Origin of the sequence: uncultured Campylobacter sp., assembly GCF_963517995.1 — a bacterium.
Lineage (GTDB): Bacteria > Campylobacterota > Campylobacteria > Campylobacterales > Campylobacteraceae > Campylobacter_A.
The window spans coordinates 20,999-37,302 of record NZ_CAUQHQ010000003.1; the positions used below are offsets into that span (position 1 = coordinate 20,999).

Sequence of the window (16,304 nt, forward strand, 5' to 3'; positions counted from 1 at the left end):
TTAGTTCTTTATATTTTGCGTGATAAAATCCATCCACTTTTGATAAATTTGATCGGTTTTAAAGGCGTTTTTTCGCTCGTTGGCGTTTTTTACCAGCTCTTGCCTAAGCTCCTCGTCGCGCATTAAAAGTTCGATTTTGCTTCCGAGCGCTTTTACGTCGTCTATCGGCACTAAAAATCCGTCCTTGCCGTCCTCGATGAGCTCTTTTGCGCCGCTCGTAGCAGTCGCCACCCTAGCGCAGTTAAAAAATACGCTCTCGATTAAAACATTCGGCAAGCCCTCGGTTTTAGAGCTTGAAACGAGGATTTTAGCCCTTTCGTAAAGCGAAGCTACGTCGCTTGTTTGCCCGATAAACTCGGCATCCAGATGAAGCTGTTCGTGCGCGATGAGCTCTAGCCTTTGCCTCTCTTCGCCAGCGCCCGCTATCACGATTTTCCACTCTTTTAAAAGCTCTTTATCGACTAGGCTCATAGCCTTTAAAAATACGTCGCAACCTTTAATCGAGATGAGACGGCCGACGAAAAGGATGATATTTTCCTTCGGCAAGCCCTGTTTTTTGGCTTCAAACATAGGATTGTACATCACGGTTTTATTTTTTACGAAGCTATAGTATTCGTAGTCCTCTTTTGTAAGCACCGTGAGTCCGCTAGCTAGCGGATAGAGCAAACGGCGCAAAAACAGCCAGCCGCGCCCTTTGAAAAAATCGGCGCTTGAATGCTCGCTGATAAAAAGCGGCTTGTTTATAAATAAATTCGACAAAATCACGTTGATATTAGTGCTATCCATCGAGGAGATAACGACGTCAAAACCGCCGTTTTTGATCAAATTTCGCTGATAAAAAAACTTTTTCACGCGCCTAATTAAATTTGCAAAAAACCCTTTTTTCACCATCGGAAAAGGCAGATCGATCAGCTTTATCCTCTCGTCTAGCTCGTAAAACGGTGGTTTAGTGTCAAATTTTAAAAGCGTTACGTCGTGAAATTTCGCAAAATAGCTCGCTAGCAAGCTCATCACGCGCTCAGCGCCGCCTGCTTGCAGGGTCGAAATTATAAATAAAACCTTCATTCTCTCTCCAAATTTTAATCAATGCGCGAAAATTTAATAAATCTTCAAAATTATTGATTTTATAAATTTTGAGCTTTATAATCGCTTAGTTTCCTATCTTTTAAATATCCGCTCATAGCCTAAAATTGCCGCTTCAAAGCGCGTTGCGGCGACATATTTTAAGCTATTTAGACGAGCTAGCGGGGAGACTTTTACCTGCGCTCTTTGCACCCGCTCGGCTTGGATATTTGAGTCTGTTAGATCGGTCGGATGCGCGAAAATATCGCTAAAATACATCCTTAAGCCGTTTTGCAAAAGCAAAATCCGCCAAAAATCAGCCACGCAAAGCGCCTTTTTGTGCGTTTGCAAAACCGTTTCCGCCGCGCGCCTATCAAGCACGTAAGCAGCCGCTCGGTAAATCGTGCCGTAAGAGCGCTTTGAGACTAGCCAAAAATCATCCTCCAGTTTTTTACCAAATGCGCTAAATCGCCCCTCTAGCCCGTCTTGCGCGCCGCAAATGAGCACCGAGCCCTCGTGCATCTTTGCAGCCGTTTCAAACGCCTTTTTCACGCCGCCCTCGTCTCCGATAATGTCGTCTTCTAAAATTAGCGCAAATTTGGCGTCGCTTTTTAAAAACTCCTCGTAAGCGCGCACGTGAGATAGCGAGCAGCCGACCTCGGACGGGCTTAACAGCCTGCCGTAAGCCTCGAGGCTAGCTAGCGCGTAGCCGTAGTACTCCTTTGCGCTCATCGCCCTGCCGTCGGTTGCTTCGACGAGCTTAAATTCGCCGTAGTTTTTAAACCGCTCTTTTAGCTTTTCTCGGCGCGCCTCGTCGCTTTTTAGCGAAATAACGAATACTAAATTTTTCATCTTTTAAACTTCGATTTGATTTTATTTATCACGATTAGTTGTTCTCTTTTGTCAAATATCAAAAACAGGCTCGCGGCGTATCCCACTGCAAGCAAAATCGCCGAATACGCGGCAAATTCGCTCCAGCTTGAAATCTGCACGAAATTTCGCAGCCCAAAAAACAGTCCGCAAACTGCCGCGAAAACGGCTAAATTTTTAAAATAAACGCCGTAAAAAGTAGTAAGCGGCAAGCTCAAATTTAACGCGGCGTTTATAAGGTCAAATCCCAAAATGCGCACCGAATAAAGCGCGGCGCCGACGATCGCCATACCGTAAATGCCGTAGTCCGTAAATTTAAGCACGGCAATCTGCGCCAAAATCGTGCCAGCACCCAAAATAGTGTTTGCTATCGCGGGGCGTTTTAGTTTATTCGTCGCACCGTCGAGATTAAAAAGCGAAAAAACGTAGCTGATAAATATAATCGGCACTAGAGTTATCATCGAGAGATTATAGATTAGACTTATCTCGTCCGCGTTTTTAAACGGTAGCCAAAGCGCGTAAAATTCGCGCCCGAAAGCCACGAAAATGGCCGCCGGCACGCTCATGACAAAAGCCGTAACTCGCATCGAAAATTTTGCCTCCGTAACAAGCGCGGCCAAATTTAACTTAGAGTAGTACTCGACGAATTTTGGCGCAAATATCGCGCTAAGCTGCGCCACGAAGCTCTCTAAAATTATCGGAGCCGCCTTTGAAACGGCTAAAATTCCCGTCGCGTTAGCGCTTAAAAAGATGTTGCATATAAACAGGTCCATACCGCTCATAAGCACTCGGTTTAGGGCGTTAAAGCTATTATATACGCCTGATTTCAAAAGCTCTTTTATCCGCATAAAGTCAAATTCGCGCGGGTTAAATTTAAGCTCGGGCGTGATGCGACGCGAAACCCAAACACTCGTAAAAAACACAAAGAGCGACGCGACTAGAGCGGAGATCGCGATATAGGCGATCATCGGCCTGAAAAAATAAAAAAGCGCCACGATAAGGGTCGCTAAAATGGCGCTAGATGCGGCGTTGCGAACGGAGATGATGTAGAGCTTGTTTTTGATAAACATCGATACGCTGATGACGCCGTTAAAAAGCCCGACGCAAAAATTTATAAAATAAAATGCAAAAGTAAGCCGCACGTCGCCTAGTAGCGCGTCGCTCACGTTTAGCACGCTTTGTAAATTTAAGATAAAAATGCCCGCGCCTAGCAAAATAAGAACGCAAAAAAAGATATTTACGACTAGAACCGACGAGTAGTAGGCGTTAGCCGCGCGGACATCGTCTCTATGCCACTCGTAAGCGACGAAGCGGCCGCTAACGGAGTTTATCGCAGCGGTCACGACTAGGGCGTAAGCCACGATAGCGTTTGACAGCCCGACAAAGCCGTAGGCTTCGTTGCCTAGGCTCTTTAGGATGTAGGGCGTGAGGAAAAAATTTATCCCCATCGAGACGATAAAAACGACGATGGAGCTGATCAAATTTATAAACAATTTTTTTATCTTTTTTGTTTTTAAAGTTTTTAGCAAACTGCATAAGTAATTAACCGGAATATTTTTACGCTTAATACTATTATACGGGCTATTGCCTACCAAGGTTTAAATATAGTTCCGCAGATATGTTCCCGAAGTTACTTTTTGTATACGGTCTCATTTTTGCTATTTTTTTAAAACTTTTAAACGGTTGGAACTCTTTAAAAGCTTTAAATGGCTTAAATGGGGCAAACCCACTATATGCTTCCTCAACGCAAGCAAAAGGATAACCATCGGTATCATACATAATTCCATTTTCAAACCATCCCAAGTACCTACCATTAAACCCATAAATATCAAAATTATCGTCTAAATAGGCTAGAGGTTTGCCGCCCCATGAGTAAATAGTAAGCTCTTCATCTGTATCAACATAGACAGCCCACTCCCCACTATTGTCTAAAAAATCGACCTCTTCGGCATAGATACAAGTTATTACACAAAACAATAACACAAAAATACTTTTCATTATATTTGTCCTAAAAGTAAAATATTAATAAATTTACAGCCTTGCGTCGGCGTTTTCGTAAACGTTTTTTATATCGTAAACGAGAGCTTTGCTAAATTTTAACCCTTTAAATTTATCGTGTGCGACGGCGATCACGACGCAGTCGTAGTCCGCTTCGTCAAAGCTTTTTAGAGGCGTCAAGCCGTACTCGCGCTTCACCTCGGCTTCGTCCGCCCACGGATCGTAGACGTCCACGCGACAACCAAAATCCCTAAGCTCCTCGATCACGTCTATCACGCGCGAGTTGCGGATATCCGGGCAGTTTTCCTTAAACGTAAGCCCAAGCACCAAAACGCGAGCCGAATTTATCAAAACGCCCCTTTTTATCATTAGTTTTACAACCTGATCGGCAGCGTATTTGCCCATATTATCGTTTATACGGCGTCCGGCTAGGATCATCTCGGGATGAAAGCCAAGCTCCTGCGCCTTGTGCGTGAGATAATAAGGATCCACGCCGATGCAGTGGCCGCCCACTAGTCCCGGACGGAAATTTAAGAAATTCCACTTCGTGCCCGCCGCCTGCAAAACGGCGTTCGTGTCGATGTTCATCTTGTTAAATATCATCGCAAGCTCGTTCATAAAGGCGATGTTTATATCGCGCTGAGTATTTTCGATGACTTTGGCAGCCTCGGCGACCTTGATAGTAGGCGCTTTGTGAGTGCCAGCCGTAATGATCGAGCGGTAGACCTCGTCGACCTTTTGGGCGATTTCCGGCGTCGAGCCGCTAGTGATTTTTTTGATTTTAGTTACGGTGTGCTCTTTGTCACCAGGATTTATGCGCTCGGGCGAGTATCCGCAGAAAAAGTTCTCGTTAAATTTAAGCCCACTTTGCTCAAGCAGCGGCACGCAAATCTCCTCCGTAACGCCCGGATATACCGTGCTTTCATACACGACGATATCGCCTTTTTTTAGCACTTTAGCGACGCTTTGCGTGGCTTTTACCACTGGCGTCAAATCAGGGCGCTTGTTTTTATCGATCGGCGTCGGGACGGTAACGATAAAGAAGTTGCAATCTCTAATATCGTCCAAATTTAGGCTAAATTTCATACCGTTTTCTATCGCTTTTTTCATCTGCTCAGCACTTAGCTCCAGCGTGCGATCATATCCGCTTTTAAGTTCCTTTATGCGGGCAGCGTTTACGTCAAAGCCCGTGACTTCGTATTTCTCGCTAAACGCCGCCGCCAAAGGCAGCCCGACGTATCCTAGTCCGATAACGGCTATTTTCATTTATCTTTCCTTTTTAATTTTTTTGATTCTATCGTTTTTACGCGTTCATACACTCTTATTTCCGCGCCTACGCCTTGCGGAGTTATGATTTTAATAGGGCTAACGCCAGATAAAATTTGAGTGAGCTCATAATAAACCCGCCTTTTTTTCTTTCCATCCTTGCAGAGCATCATCGTTTGCGCCAGCTCGTCCCCGCCGCTAAATTCGTAATAAATCCCGCGCGCGTCCTCTTTTTCCTCGAGTTTTCCGCCTAGCAAAAAGGCTAAGTTGCAGTTGGTTTCTATCTCTTTAAAAAACGCGACTTCGTATTTAAAATAATCAGGCGGCATCTTTGAGATAGGTGGCTCGAAAATATTTTCCTCGGTTTTTGCCGCATTTTCGCCTGCCAAAAGCGTAAACGGCAGCGCGAAAGCCGCGATAAAAAGTAAAATTTTCCTCATGATTTCACTCCTATTTGGAAATACTTAAAGCCTAAATTTGCCAGATTTTTGGCGTCGTATTGATTGCGCCCGTCAAAGATCACGGCGTTTTTTAGCCGCTGTTTCATCTCCGTAAAATCAGGCGATCTAAATTCGCTCCACTCGGTCACGAGCGCGAGCGCGTCGGCGCCGTTTAGCGCGTCGTATTTGTTTGGGGCAAATTTAAAATTTGAGTTTGGTAGATATTTTTTGGCTTCGTTTGCTGCCTTTGGATCATAGGCGACGACGTTTGCGCCCGCGTTTTCTAGCGATTTTATGAGCACTAGCGAGCTAGCCTCGCGCATATCGTCGGTGTTTGGTTTAAACGCTAGCCCCCAAATCGCCACCGTTTTGCCGCTCAAATTTCCGCCGAAAAATGCTGAAATTTTCTCAAACAGCACCGTTTTTTGCGCCGCGTTTCTAGCCTCCACCGCGCTTAAAACCTTCGGCTCAAAGCCGTTTTGCCTAGCGGTATATATGAGCGCCTCGACGTCTTTTGGAAAGCAACTGCCGCCGTATCCGCAGCCCGGATATATAAAGCTATAACCGATGCGAGAGTCGCTGCCGATGCCTTTTCGCACCAAATTTACGTCCGCTCCCACGCGCTCGCAGATACCCGCGATCTCGTTTATGAAGCTGATTTTAGTCGCTAGCATCGCATTTGCGGCGTATTTTGTCATCTCGGCAGACTTTACGTCCATGGCGATAAATCTATCGTGATTTTTCATAAAGGGCGCATAAAGCTCGCGCATGACGCTTTGTCCCCACTCGCTGCTAGCGCCCACTACGACGCGATCGGGCTTTAAAAAGTCCTCGACCGCCGCGCCCTCTTTTAAAAACTCGGGGTTGGAGACGACCTCAAATTTGACGTCCAGGTTTCTTTTTTTTAGTTCGCTAGCGATCACTTCGCTAACCTTCTCCGCCGTGCCCACGGGGACGGTTGATTTATCCACGACGATTAGCGGCGAGGTCAAATTTTGCCCGATGCTTTTTGCGACCTCTAGCACGTAGCGCAGATCGGCCTGCCCGTCCGCGCCCATAGGCGTGCCAACCGCGATAAATAGCACGCTAGCGTGTGCCAAGGCTTCTTTTATATCGACGCTAAATTTGAGCGCGCCGTTTGCCCTGCACTCGGCCACGATTTCAGAGAGCCCCGGCTCATAGATCGGTATGACGCCGTTATTTAGGGCGTTTATCTTGGCTTCGTCTACGTCCACGCATATGACGTCGTTGCCCATTTTGGCTAGGCACGCGCCGCTAACTAGCCCCACGTATCCCGTGCCTACGACTGCGATCCTCACAGCCTTTTCTCCCACTCAAGCGCGGTTTTTACGATTAGCGCGAGATCCTCCCTCTTAGGCCGCCAGTTAGTTAAATTTCTTATCTTTTCTGGCTTTGCGATGAGGCATGCAGGATCGCCATCTCTGCGAGGCGAGTTAATAACCTTAAAATCAACCCCGCTTACTTTTTTAGCCGTTTCTATAACCTCTTTTACGCTAAAGCCGCGGCCGTAGCCGACGTTAAAGATTTGGCTTTTTTCATGCTCGTTTAGGTACTCTAGCGCGCTTAGATGCGCGTCTGCTAGGTCGCTCACATGGATATAGTCCCTCACGCAGGTGCCGTCTGCGGTCTGGTAGTCGCTACCAAAAATTCCCATGCTTTCGCGCTTACCCAGAGCCGTCTGCGTCGCGACTTTGATTAAGTGCGTGGCGTTTGGATAGTTTTGCCCGATAAGCCCCTCCTCGTCGGCGCCCGCGACGTTAAAGTACCGCAAAATCGCAAATTTGAAATTTTCATTTGAGGCGGCATAGTCTTTGATGATCCACTCGCTCATTAGCTTGCTTCGGCCGTAGGGATTTATCGGACTTGCCGCGGTTTGTTCGTCAACCTCGCCGATCTCGGGCTCGCCGTAAACGGCAGCGGTGGAGCTAAATATAAATTTATTTACGCCGTATTCTTTGCAATAGGTCAAAATTTTAGCTACGTTTGCGGTGTTGTTTAGGTAGTATTTTAGCGGCTCTTGCGTGCTTTCAAAAACCTCGATAAATGCGGCGAAATGGATAATCGCGTCAAATTTGCCCTCCGCAAAAATCCCGCTTAAATCATCCTCTAAATTTGCCTTTACGAACTTAAATTTACCGATTTTCTCAAGCGCGTCAAGCGCCTTTGTAGTGCCTTTGCAGAGATTATCCACAACCGTTATCTCGTGCCCGCCCCGCTTTAAAAGCGCTTTTAGCACATGAGAGCCGATGTAGCCTGCTCCGCCGGTTATTAAAATTTTCATAAATTCCACCTCTTTAAATTTTAGATTTTGGATTTTATCATAAAAGTTAAAAAGGTAAAATAAAAAATGCGGCGTCGCTAAACCCGCGCATTAAATTTAGCCGCCCTACCACGCGCCGAGCGTAAATTTACGGCGCCCACCTCAAAGCGACCAGCGGGCAAATTTGCCCGAAACGGCCGAATTTAATCCTCTCTAACCCGCAAAAATACCGGAAACCTCGGCAACCCTTTTGCGGTTAAATTTTGATATTTATAGGTTATTATCGAGCCGATTTTAGGCGGGTTTGCGCGCTCTTCGTCGCTAAAGCCCGAGCCAATCTTAAATTTTACTCCGCTAGCGATTTGCTCGTCCGAGTTTGAGACCGCAGCGCTAAGCGCCTTGCAGGTTACCGAGCCCATGAGCCCGGCGTATTTGCCCGTGCCCGCGTTTATCGCCGTTACTTCGCACTCGGCGTCTTTAAATTTTTTGTATTTCAGCGCGTTTTTGCTTCGTTTTCGCTCGTAGGGTGCGTTTGGTTCTCGCACGACCGCGCCCTCGCCGCCATTTGCGACGATATGCTCGGCAAATGCCTCAAATTCGGCGCTATCTTTTACTTTTACCTGCTTTATTATCTTTAAATTTTGCCCGGCTTGCGGGTTCTTTGCGATAAATTTTTCAAGCTCGCTAAGCCGCTCTAAAAGTCCGCCGCCTGCCTCAGGTATGTCGAAAACGTAAAATTTGATCTCGCTCCACGCCGTGGCGCTCGGCATTTTATCCATCACGATCGATTGTATTTTTTCAAATTCGCCCCGCGCCGTGTAAAGCTCGCCGTCAAGCGCAAATGACGGAAAATGCGCGCTCCAGCCACCTGGTGCGGCTAAAATTTTACCGTTTCTAGATAGCAAATTTCGCCCGTCCCAGTAGGCGCGCACGCCGTCGAGCTTCTCGCTAGCTAGCCAGCCGCCGACGTTTTGGCCTTTGTATTCGCTAAGTTTTAAAAGCTCAAATTTAGCTTTTTTAGCGGCATCTGCGCTCACCGCGCCGCTTAGATTTTCGCTCTGCGCCGCCAAAGCTAAATTTAAAAAGACGGCGATCAAGAGCGCGAAAAATCTCAAATTTTAACCCCGTAAAACTCGCAGTACCACTCGATAAACCTCGCCACCCCGTCATTTACGCTAGTTGCGGGCTTATACTCAAAGTCCGCGACCAAATCGCCCACGTCTGCGTAGGTCGCCGGTACGTCGCCGGCTTGCAGCGGGAGGAAGTTTTTCTCTATCTCGCGGCCGATTTTTAGCTCGACGGCCTTGATGTAGTCCATGAGCTCGACAGGACTATTGTTGCCGATATTATAGACCTTAAACGGCGCGCTTGACGTGGCGGGATCCGGATGCTTCGCGTCCCACTCGGGATTTGGCTTGGCTGGGTTATCGATGCATTTTATGATGCCCTTTACGATGTCGTCCACGTAGGTAAAGTCGCGCTTCATCTTGCCGTAGTTAAAGACGTCGATTTTCTTGCCTTTTAGCGCGGCGTCGACGAACAAAAACAGCGCCATATCGGGGCGTCCCCACGGACCGTAAACGGTGAAAAATCGCAGTCCAGTAGTCGGCACGCCAAAGAGATGCGAGTACGTATGCGCCATCATTTCGTTGCTTTTTTTAGTCGCGGCGTATAGGCTGATCGGGTGATTTACGCCCTCGTGCGTAGAAAACGGCATATTTTCGTTTAGGCCGTAGACCGAGCTCGAGCTTGCGTAGACTAGATTTTTAGTTTGGTTGTGGCGGCAGCACTCAAGGATGTTCATAAAGCCCGTGACGTTGCTGTCGATGTAGGCTTGCGGATTGATGAGCGAATATCTCACGCCCGCTTGCGCGGCTAAATTTACGACGCAGTCAAATTTTTCTTTAGCAAAAAGCTCTTTCATCGTCTCTGTATCAGCTAGATCGGCCTTTATAAATTTTAAATTAGGCTGCGTTTTTGAGGTAATAAGCTTGCCATAGTCTATCTCGCTCACGTCAAAGCCAGCCGTTTTTAGGCGCGCGAGCTTTAAATTTACGTCGTAGTAGTCGTTTATCACGTCGTATCCGACGACCTCGTCGCCTCTTTTTACCAGGGCGTTTGCCAAGTGAAATCCGATAAATCCCGCCGTTCCGGTTACTAAAATTTTCATGTTTTTTCCTTTGTGATTTGACGCTATTTTAGCGTATTTTTGCGCCCGTTTTCACTGCTCGTCCAAATTTATCTCGGGCATATTTTCTTCGGTGTAGTACTCCTCTGCTCCGGCTTGCTCGTCGTCGTCATTAAGCTCCGGCTCATCCTCGTAGTTTTGCGTTTCAAGGCGTACGAGTTCGCGCTCGACCGCTTCGCAAAACACCGGCGTATAGCCCATCTGCGCGCAGTTTGCCGCGAGCCACTCGCTCATCACCGAGATGTCGTCCGCGTAATCGTCCAGCGTCAAATTTCCTCGCAAAAGCTCGTATTTTAGGAAAAGCCAGTATGTGTTTAGCACGTCGCTTTCGCAGTATTCGTTGATCTTTTCGATCTTACCGTCAAAAAATAGCTCCATCACCTGATCGCCGTGCACGTCGTATTTACCGGGTAAATTTAAGCTAGCGCAGAGCGTATCGAGCTTTAGCCCGCGCACGGAGCCAAACTCGCTTACGTGATCGAGTAGATCGAAGTGAAATTTGCCGCTATATCTGTCGCGGTAGTTGCCGTCCCATTTGCCTTTACCAAGCTCCTTGTTTTCGACCTCGTAAAAGCTCGGAAACGAGACGTTGTACCTCATCGCGCGAGTTAAAATCATCGGCAGATCAAAGCCCCGTCCGTTAAAGCTCACCAGGCGCGGGTTGTGCGAGTTTACGAAACCGATAAATTTATTTAGGATTTCGCGCTCGTTTGCGCCTTTCATCGTACTTACGCGCAAAAATTTACCGTACTCGTCCGCCATCACCGCAGAGATCGCCACGACGCGGTGAAACATCACAGGCAAAAACTCGCTTCCGCTTGCTGCCTTTTGCGCAGCAAACGCCTGCCTCGCCACCTCCGCGTCGCTTCCCTCATAGCCGTAAATTTTACGCAAAAGCGCGGTGTCGGGCACCGTCTCGCAGTCAAAAACGCAGATATAATTTTTAGCCATTTCAAACCTTTTTTAGCTATTTTTTCCTAAAATGATAGCTAAAAATCTTTATAAAAGCGGTAAATGAGTAAAAATTTAAGCCCAAACATCGCCGTTATCAAGCTATCCGCCCTGGGCGATATCGTCCATGCGGCGACCGTCTTGCAGTTTATCAAAAAGCACTTGCCGCAAGCCAAAATTACATGGTTTGCCGACGCTAAATTTAGCGAGATTTTGTTCCTTTGCCCGCAAATTTCGCGCGTCGTATCGCTACCGCTAAAAAACGGCGAATACAAAAAAAGCTTGGAGCTGATCGCGTCTGCTAAGCAAGAAGGAAAATTTGACTACGTCATTGACCTGCAAGGACTTCTTAAATCCGCCGCGGTTGCGAAACTTCTTGGCAAAAACAGTTACGGATTTGATAAATTTAGCGTCAAAGAGCCGCTTGCGGCGCTGTTTTATAGGCATAAATTTAATTGCGACTACGGCGAAAATATCATCTTGCGAAATTTAAAACTTACGGCTTTTGCTTTAGGCTTTAGTTTTAGCGAGGATGAAATTTTAGCCAAACAGCCTTGTTTTAGCGCCTCGCAAAGTAAATCTCAAAGCTCAAAAAAGAAAATTTTGATCGCTCCTTTTGCTAGCGAGCCAAGTAAAATTTATGATAAATTTGGCGATGTTATCGCGCTACTAGACGAGCCGCAAAATGAAATTTTCGTCTGCTTTAACGGCGAAAACGAGGAGAAAAAAGCCATAAATTTGATCAAAAACTCAAATGCAAAACCGCTGAATTTGGGCCTAAAAGAGCTCGTAAGCTTTATCTCGTCCTGCGACCTTGTTATCGGCAACGATAGCGGCGTAACGCATATAGCTTGGGCGCAAAATCGCCCCTCTATCGCGCTTTTTGGCAACCGCCCCGCAGAGCGAAACGCTTACGTGACTCCCGTAAATTTAACGCTGGATGCGGGCAAAAAAATAGACGCGAAAAAGATAGATAAAAGCGACTTTTGCGTGCGAGATATCGCGCCGCAGACTATCGCAAACGCTGCAAAAAGGCTACTTGATGCGTGATTTATTTTACCTTTGGCTTTATAGATTTTTTAAATTTATCTTTACCGTTACGCCCGCGTTTTTGCTGGATCCTTTTTTAAATTTCATCGCGTTTTTGTTTTATAAATTTGACGCCAAACACACCAAAATCATCAGAGCAAATCTAAATTTCGCTTATGCTGGCGAGCTAACGGCCGCGCAAAAAGAGCAGATCATAAAAGATACGTACCGCAACTACGCTAAATTTGCGGTAAATTTTATAAAAAATCAAAACGCGAGCAAGGAAAAAATCCTAGAAAAAGTCGAATTTAAAAACGAGCAAATCCTGCAAAACGCGCTCGCTTCGGGTCGCCCGATCATCGTGCAAACGGCGCACTACGGACAGTGGGAGCTCTTTTCTCTAGCGATGGCGGCGAAATTCGGCGGCGTTAGCATCGTCGGACGCGCTCTTGATAGCGAGGTCATGCAGCGCATTTTGGCGGCAAATCGCACCCGCTTTGACATCGAGCTCATCGATAAAATGGGCGGCGCCAAGCAAATTTTAAAAGCGGTTAAGGCGCGCAGGCTAGTTGGCATCCTAGTCGATCAAAACACCGCCAAAGAAGAAGGCGTAGAGGTTAAATTTTTCGGACGAAAAGTCCTGCATACGCCTGCGGTTAGCATTTTTGCGCAAAAAACGGACGCGCTCATAGTGCCGGCATTTATCCGCGAAAAAGGGGCAAACCTCAGCGAAATTTGCTTTTTCCCGCCGATTGACGTTAGGGATTTTGACAAAGAAGACGCCGTACTAAAGGCCACGCAAGCCCAATCAGACGCCACCGAGGCCGCCGTACGCGAGAAGCCGGACGAGTACTTTTGGTTTCATAAACGCTTTAAGCATTTTAACGAGGAAATTTATAAATGCTAAGCGTCGTAATCCTCACGCTTAACAGCGAAAAATACCTCGCCGAGGTGCTAAAAAGCTGCGAATTCGCAGACGAAGTCGTCGTGGTCGATAGCGGCTCGCAAGACGCCACTGAGCAAATTTGCACTGGGTTTACAAACGTCAAATTTCATAAAGAAAAGTGGCGAGGGTTTAGTGCGCAAAAGCAGCTAGGTGTAGATCTAGCGCGCAATCGCTGGGTTTTCGTGCTAGATAGCGACGAGGTGATTTTAGAGCCTTTGCGGGAGGAAATTTTGCAGGTTTTACAGCGCCCCGAGTTTTGCGCGTACGAGGTGGCTCGCGCAAATATCTTTTTCGGCAAGGAAGTGCGCACTATGGGGCTTTATCCAGACTACACGGTCAGGCTTTTTGACAAGATGCGGGCGGAATTTGACGGACGCGAGATACACGAAAAGGTAGTTTTAAAAAGCGCGACGAAAACGGATGAACAAATCCGGGAAGACGCCGCAAATTTAACCGCCGCTAAAAATCAAATCGGCAGGCTAAAAAATCACTTCAAGCACTATGCCTACGACAGTATCGAGCAGTTTATCGACAAGCAAAATCGCTATTCGAGCCTGGGCGCAAAGAGTGCAAAATCAAGTAAATTTAAAGCCGTTTTCAATCCCGCTTGGACGTTTTTTAAGCTATTTTTCCTAAAAGGCGGCTGGCGCGATGGCTGGCGCGGCTACGTGATAGCAAGGCTTTATGCGCAATACACATTTTGGAAGTACGTAAAATGAAAGATAAAAAAATCAAAATCCTAGTTATGAAATTTAGAAACATCGGCGACGTGCTGCTCACGACTCCGCTCATCGAAAACCTGCGCCGCATCTACCCTGACGCGCAGATAGATTTCGCGCTAAATAAGGGCACCGAAGCGATGATCGAAGGCAACCCGAACATCCAAAACATCCACTTCTACGACCGCGCAAACATAAAAGAGGTCGGCTTTTTCAAACGACTTTGGCGCGAGCTAAAGTTTATCCGCGCTATCAAAAAGCAAAAATACGACATCGCGGTGCAGACCACTACGGGCGACCGCGGCATCATCGTCGCCAAATACGCCAAAATAAAAACCATCGTGGGATTTGAGGGCAAAAACAAGACCGTGAATAAAATGATAACGCACAAAGCCCCTAAAATAGGCGGCCTGCGCCACACCGTGGATCGTAATCTAGACGCCTTGGCAGCTCTTGGAAACGAGCCTAGCGGCAAACGAGTGAGCGTGTATTTTGATCCGGACTGCATCAGCCATCTAAATTTACCGCCTAAATTTATCCACGTGCATCTAACTAGCCGCTGGATGTTTAAGTGCGCGGACGACGAAACCATGGCGCATATCATCGACTTTTGCGAGAGCCTTGGCGTGCGAGTAGTGCTAACGGCCGATAACAACGACGCCGAGCTAAAAAAGCTGGACGACGTGCTGGTGCTATGCTCCTCTAGTCCCGTAAATCTAGGCGGCAAACTCACCCTAAAACAAACCGCCGCGCTCTCAAAGCGCTCAGCGATGTTTATCGGCGTGGATACGGCGATCATGCACCTAGCCGCGGCCAACGACGTGCCCGTAATCGCGCTGTTTGGGCCTAGCGGGGCGTTTGAGTGGGGTCCGTGGGATAACAATCTAAACGCAAACGGCTACACGCAGCGCAACGGCAACCAAACTATGGGCAAGCACGCGGTATTTCAAAAAGACTGGGACTTCGTGCCGTGCGATAAAGAGGGGATGATAAAGCACGGCGTGGAGCGAACGCTGATGAGATTTGAGGGCGAGGAGCTGGAGGCGATAAAGAGGAAAATCTGGGAAATTTTGAGCCAAAGCTAAGAAGGCTTTGTAAAATTCGGCTGCTTTGGCCAAATTTTACTGGCAAATTTGAGCCGCGAGCGGTAAATTTGGCTGTTTTGGTCAAATTTGACGATCAAATTTATCGGCTCAAATTTTGTAAGTCAAATTTGACTTGAACGCTGTCCGTCAAATTTGACCTTCTTGATTTTATAAATTTGGGCGCTTAAATTTGACGCCTAAGCCTTCTTTTCGTTAAACATGTACGAAATCGCGAAAACGTCAGACAAACGGGCGCGAACGCAAACGCAAATACCGCGCTCTAGTCGGCGGCGCGCTCGTCCCAAAAAACCCCGCCGCGAGGCATGCTAAAAATCCGCCGTAAAAAGCGCCGAGCGATAAATTTTCTACCGCAAAAAGTAGCAAACTAAGATTTGGATTTTTTATAAACAGCTTGCTTGGCTTAAAATTTTTATACCTTTTGAACAAATACCAAAGCAGCGCGTAAGCCAAAATCGCAAATATCGCTGCAAAAACGGCGATCCTTAGCGCGCCCTCAAAAGGCAAAACCGCCAAAATCAAAGACGCCGCCCACCAATCAAGCAAGAAAACCATCGGCACCGTCAGCAAATACCTCGCCGTCCTTTGAAATTTATACCTTTGCTCCGCACTCATTGGTCTTAAGTCCCTTAAATTTTTTAATGAAATTAATATTAGAGAATTTAGCGCATCTCTATATCTCTACCTCCCAAATAATATTCTTCCAGCGGATAATTTATATTGCCGCAGTTATCAAATTTAAAACCTTTTCCAATACCGACTACGGCATTTTTTCTCTTTTTATAGTATTCTCTAGTAATGTCAAAATTTGTTACCAAGTCATAAATATACTCCGAATGGTTAAATTGCATATAATTACCGTTAAATATAGCAAATTTATCAAGGAACAAAGTGCCTGTGACTTCTTTCTCGCCACCGCCAACCCTAACTATCGGTCTGTCAAATCCAACGCTCGTATCTTTCAAATTTATTTTTAGATATTTCTTTGGATCGGTTTTTTTAGCCTTTAGCTCTTTCATCAGTATCTCCTCGGTCGTTTTTCCCTCTTGGTAATATTTTTCCAATACCTCAAAACAATTTGATAAATTTATATTTTCTAGTTCATAGTATGCAACCTCGTATCTACTGGACCAAAGACTACCGAAGGTTTTCAACCTATAAGCATCAATCATTTGGTATAATTTTACATTATTATCTAAATATGCTCCTCCCACTTTTTTATACAGCTCCTCTTTGGGTAAAATTCTATCCTCTTTGAGGCAGTATCCCTGCTTGTATTTATTGTAATCAGGGAGGGAAACGACGGCGAAGCCTCGTGAAGTGGAAAAATCTGGCACGATGCGGATAAATGCTGCGCAGAGTATCGCCGCTAGAAGTAGCGCCGCGGCTAGGATTTTAAATTTAAGGGATTTGTAGAATTTCATAACGATCCTTTAAATGTCGCCGGCGAA

17 protein-coding genes are annotated in these 16,304 nt (G+C 46.5%); 4 read left to right on the forward strand and 13 right to left on the reverse strand.

Annotated elements, in window-relative coordinates:
- The 11 genes from RYL88_RS00725 to RYL88_RS00775 form a co-directional block, all read right to left on the reverse strand.
- Nucleotides 1-1,065 carry a glycosyltransferase gene (locus tag RYL88_RS00725; RefSeq protein ID WP_314988534.1) on the reverse strand — a complete coding sequence of 355 codons (1,065 nt, stop codon included), beginning with the start codon at nucleotides 1,063-1,065 and terminating at the stop codon, nucleotides 1-3.
- Between the two features lie 93 nt (nucleotides 1,066-1,158).
- On the reverse strand, nucleotides 1,159-1,914 hold the full coding sequence (locus tag RYL88_RS00730) for a glycosyltransferase family 25 protein (protein WP_314988535.1): 756 nt from the start codon (nucleotides 1,912-1,914) through the stop codon (nucleotides 1,159-1,161).
- A complete protein-coding gene (locus tag RYL88_RS00735) occupies nucleotides 1,911-3,425 on the reverse strand; it encodes an MATE family efflux transporter (protein WP_314988536.1) in 1,515 nt (504 codons plus the stop codon). Before RYL88_RS00735 ends, RYL88_RS00730 begins: the two co-directional genes overlap by 4 nt.
- A gap of 88 nt (nucleotides 3,426-3,513) precedes the next feature.
- Nucleotides 3,514-3,930 carry a 4-fold beta flower protein gene (locus tag RYL88_RS00740; protein WP_314988537.1) on the reverse strand — a complete coding sequence of 139 codons (417 nt, stop codon included), beginning with the start codon at nucleotides 3,928-3,930 and terminating at the stop codon, nucleotides 3,514-3,516.
- Between the two features lie 33 nt (nucleotides 3,931-3,963).
- Complete coding sequence (gene tviB / locus RYL88_RS00745; RefSeq protein WP_314988538.1) at nucleotides 3,964-5,196, reverse strand: Vi polysaccharide biosynthesis UDP-N-acetylglucosamine C-6 dehydrogenase TviB; 1,233 nt, start codon at nucleotides 5,194-5,196, stop codon at nucleotides 3,964-3,966.
- Nucleotides 5,193-5,636 carry an ecotin family protein gene (locus RYL88_RS00750; protein ID WP_314988539.1) on the reverse strand — a complete coding sequence of 148 codons (444 nt, stop codon included), beginning with the start codon at nucleotides 5,634-5,636 and terminating at the stop codon, nucleotides 5,193-5,195. Before RYL88_RS00750 ends, tviB begins: the two co-directional genes overlap by 4 nt.
- The gene (locus tag RYL88_RS00755; protein ID WP_314988563.1) at nucleotides 5,633-6,955 is read right to left on the reverse strand and encodes a UDP-glucose/GDP-mannose dehydrogenase family protein; all 1,323 of its coding nucleotides are present in this window, start codon (nucleotides 6,953-6,955) and stop codon (nucleotides 5,633-5,635) included. The genes RYL88_RS00750 and RYL88_RS00755 overlap by 4 nt, the downstream gene beginning before the upstream one ends.
- Nucleotides 6,952-7,938 carry a UDP-glucose 4-epimerase GalE gene (galE, locus tag RYL88_RS00760; RefSeq protein ID WP_314988540.1) on the reverse strand — a complete coding sequence of 329 codons (987 nt, stop codon included), beginning with the start codon at nucleotides 7,936-7,938 and terminating at the stop codon, nucleotides 6,952-6,954. The genes RYL88_RS00755 and galE overlap by 4 nt, the downstream gene beginning before the upstream one ends.
- A 182-nt stretch (nucleotides 7,939-8,120) precedes the next feature.
- On the reverse strand, nucleotides 8,121-9,032 hold the full coding sequence (locus RYL88_RS00765; protein ID WP_314988541.1) for a DNA ligase: 912 nt from the start codon (nucleotides 9,030-9,032) through the stop codon (nucleotides 8,121-8,123).
- Complete coding sequence (locus RYL88_RS00770; protein WP_314988543.1) at nucleotides 9,029-10,087, reverse strand: NAD-dependent epimerase; 1,059 nt, start codon at nucleotides 10,085-10,087, stop codon at nucleotides 9,029-9,031. The genes RYL88_RS00765 and RYL88_RS00770 overlap by 4 nt, the downstream gene beginning before the upstream one ends.
- Before the next feature lie 51 nt (nucleotides 10,088-10,138).
- Nucleotides 10,139-11,056, reverse strand: coding sequence for a 3'-5' exonuclease (locus RYL88_RS00775; RefSeq protein ID WP_314128035.1), 918 nt, complete (start codon nucleotides 11,054-11,056; stop codon nucleotides 10,139-10,141).
- Between the two features lie 63 nt (nucleotides 11,057-11,119).
- Between RYL88_RS00775 and waaC the strand changes: the two genes are divergently transcribed.
- Genes waaC through rfaQ form a run of 4 tightly spaced genes read left to right on the forward strand, consistent with a single transcriptional unit; the run spans nucleotide 11,120 to nucleotide 14,835 of the window.
- Nucleotides 11,120-12,106 (forward strand): lipopolysaccharide heptosyltransferase I, encoded by a 987-nt coding sequence (gene waaC / locus RYL88_RS00780; RefSeq protein ID WP_314988544.1) that lies wholly within the window; start codon nucleotides 11,120-11,122, stop codon nucleotides 12,104-12,106.
- The gene (locus RYL88_RS00785; RefSeq protein WP_314988546.1) at nucleotides 12,099-12,992 is read left to right on the forward strand and encodes a lipid A biosynthesis lauroyl acyltransferase; all 894 of its coding nucleotides are present in this window, start codon (nucleotides 12,099-12,101) and stop codon (nucleotides 12,990-12,992) included. Before waaC ends, RYL88_RS00785 begins: the two co-directional genes overlap by 8 nt.
- The gene (locus RYL88_RS00790; protein ID WP_314988547.1) at nucleotides 12,986-13,750 is read left to right on the forward strand and encodes a glycosyltransferase family 2 protein; all 765 of its coding nucleotides are present in this window, start codon (nucleotides 12,986-12,988) and stop codon (nucleotides 13,748-13,750) included. The genes RYL88_RS00785 and RYL88_RS00790 overlap by 7 nt, the downstream gene beginning before the upstream one ends.
- On the forward strand, nucleotides 13,747-14,835 hold the full coding sequence (gene rfaQ, locus RYL88_RS00795) for a putative lipopolysaccharide heptosyltransferase III (RefSeq protein ID WP_314988548.1): 1,089 nt from the start codon (nucleotides 13,747-13,749) through the stop codon (nucleotides 14,833-14,835). Before RYL88_RS00790 ends, rfaQ begins: the two co-directional genes overlap by 4 nt.
- A 240-nt stretch (nucleotides 14,836-15,075) precedes the next feature.
- Here rfaQ and RYL88_RS00800 read toward each other — a convergent pair whose 3' ends face one another.
- On the reverse strand, nucleotides 15,076-15,468 hold the full coding sequence (locus RYL88_RS00800; RefSeq protein WP_314988549.1) for a hypothetical protein: 393 nt from the start codon (nucleotides 15,466-15,468) through the stop codon (nucleotides 15,076-15,078).
- Between the two features lie 47 nt (nucleotides 15,469-15,515).
- On the reverse strand, nucleotides 15,516-16,277 hold the full coding sequence (locus RYL88_RS00805; protein ID WP_314988550.1) for a hypothetical protein: 762 nt from the start codon (nucleotides 16,275-16,277) through the stop codon (nucleotides 15,516-15,518).
- Between the last annotated feature and the right edge of the window lie 27 nt (nucleotides 16,278-16,304).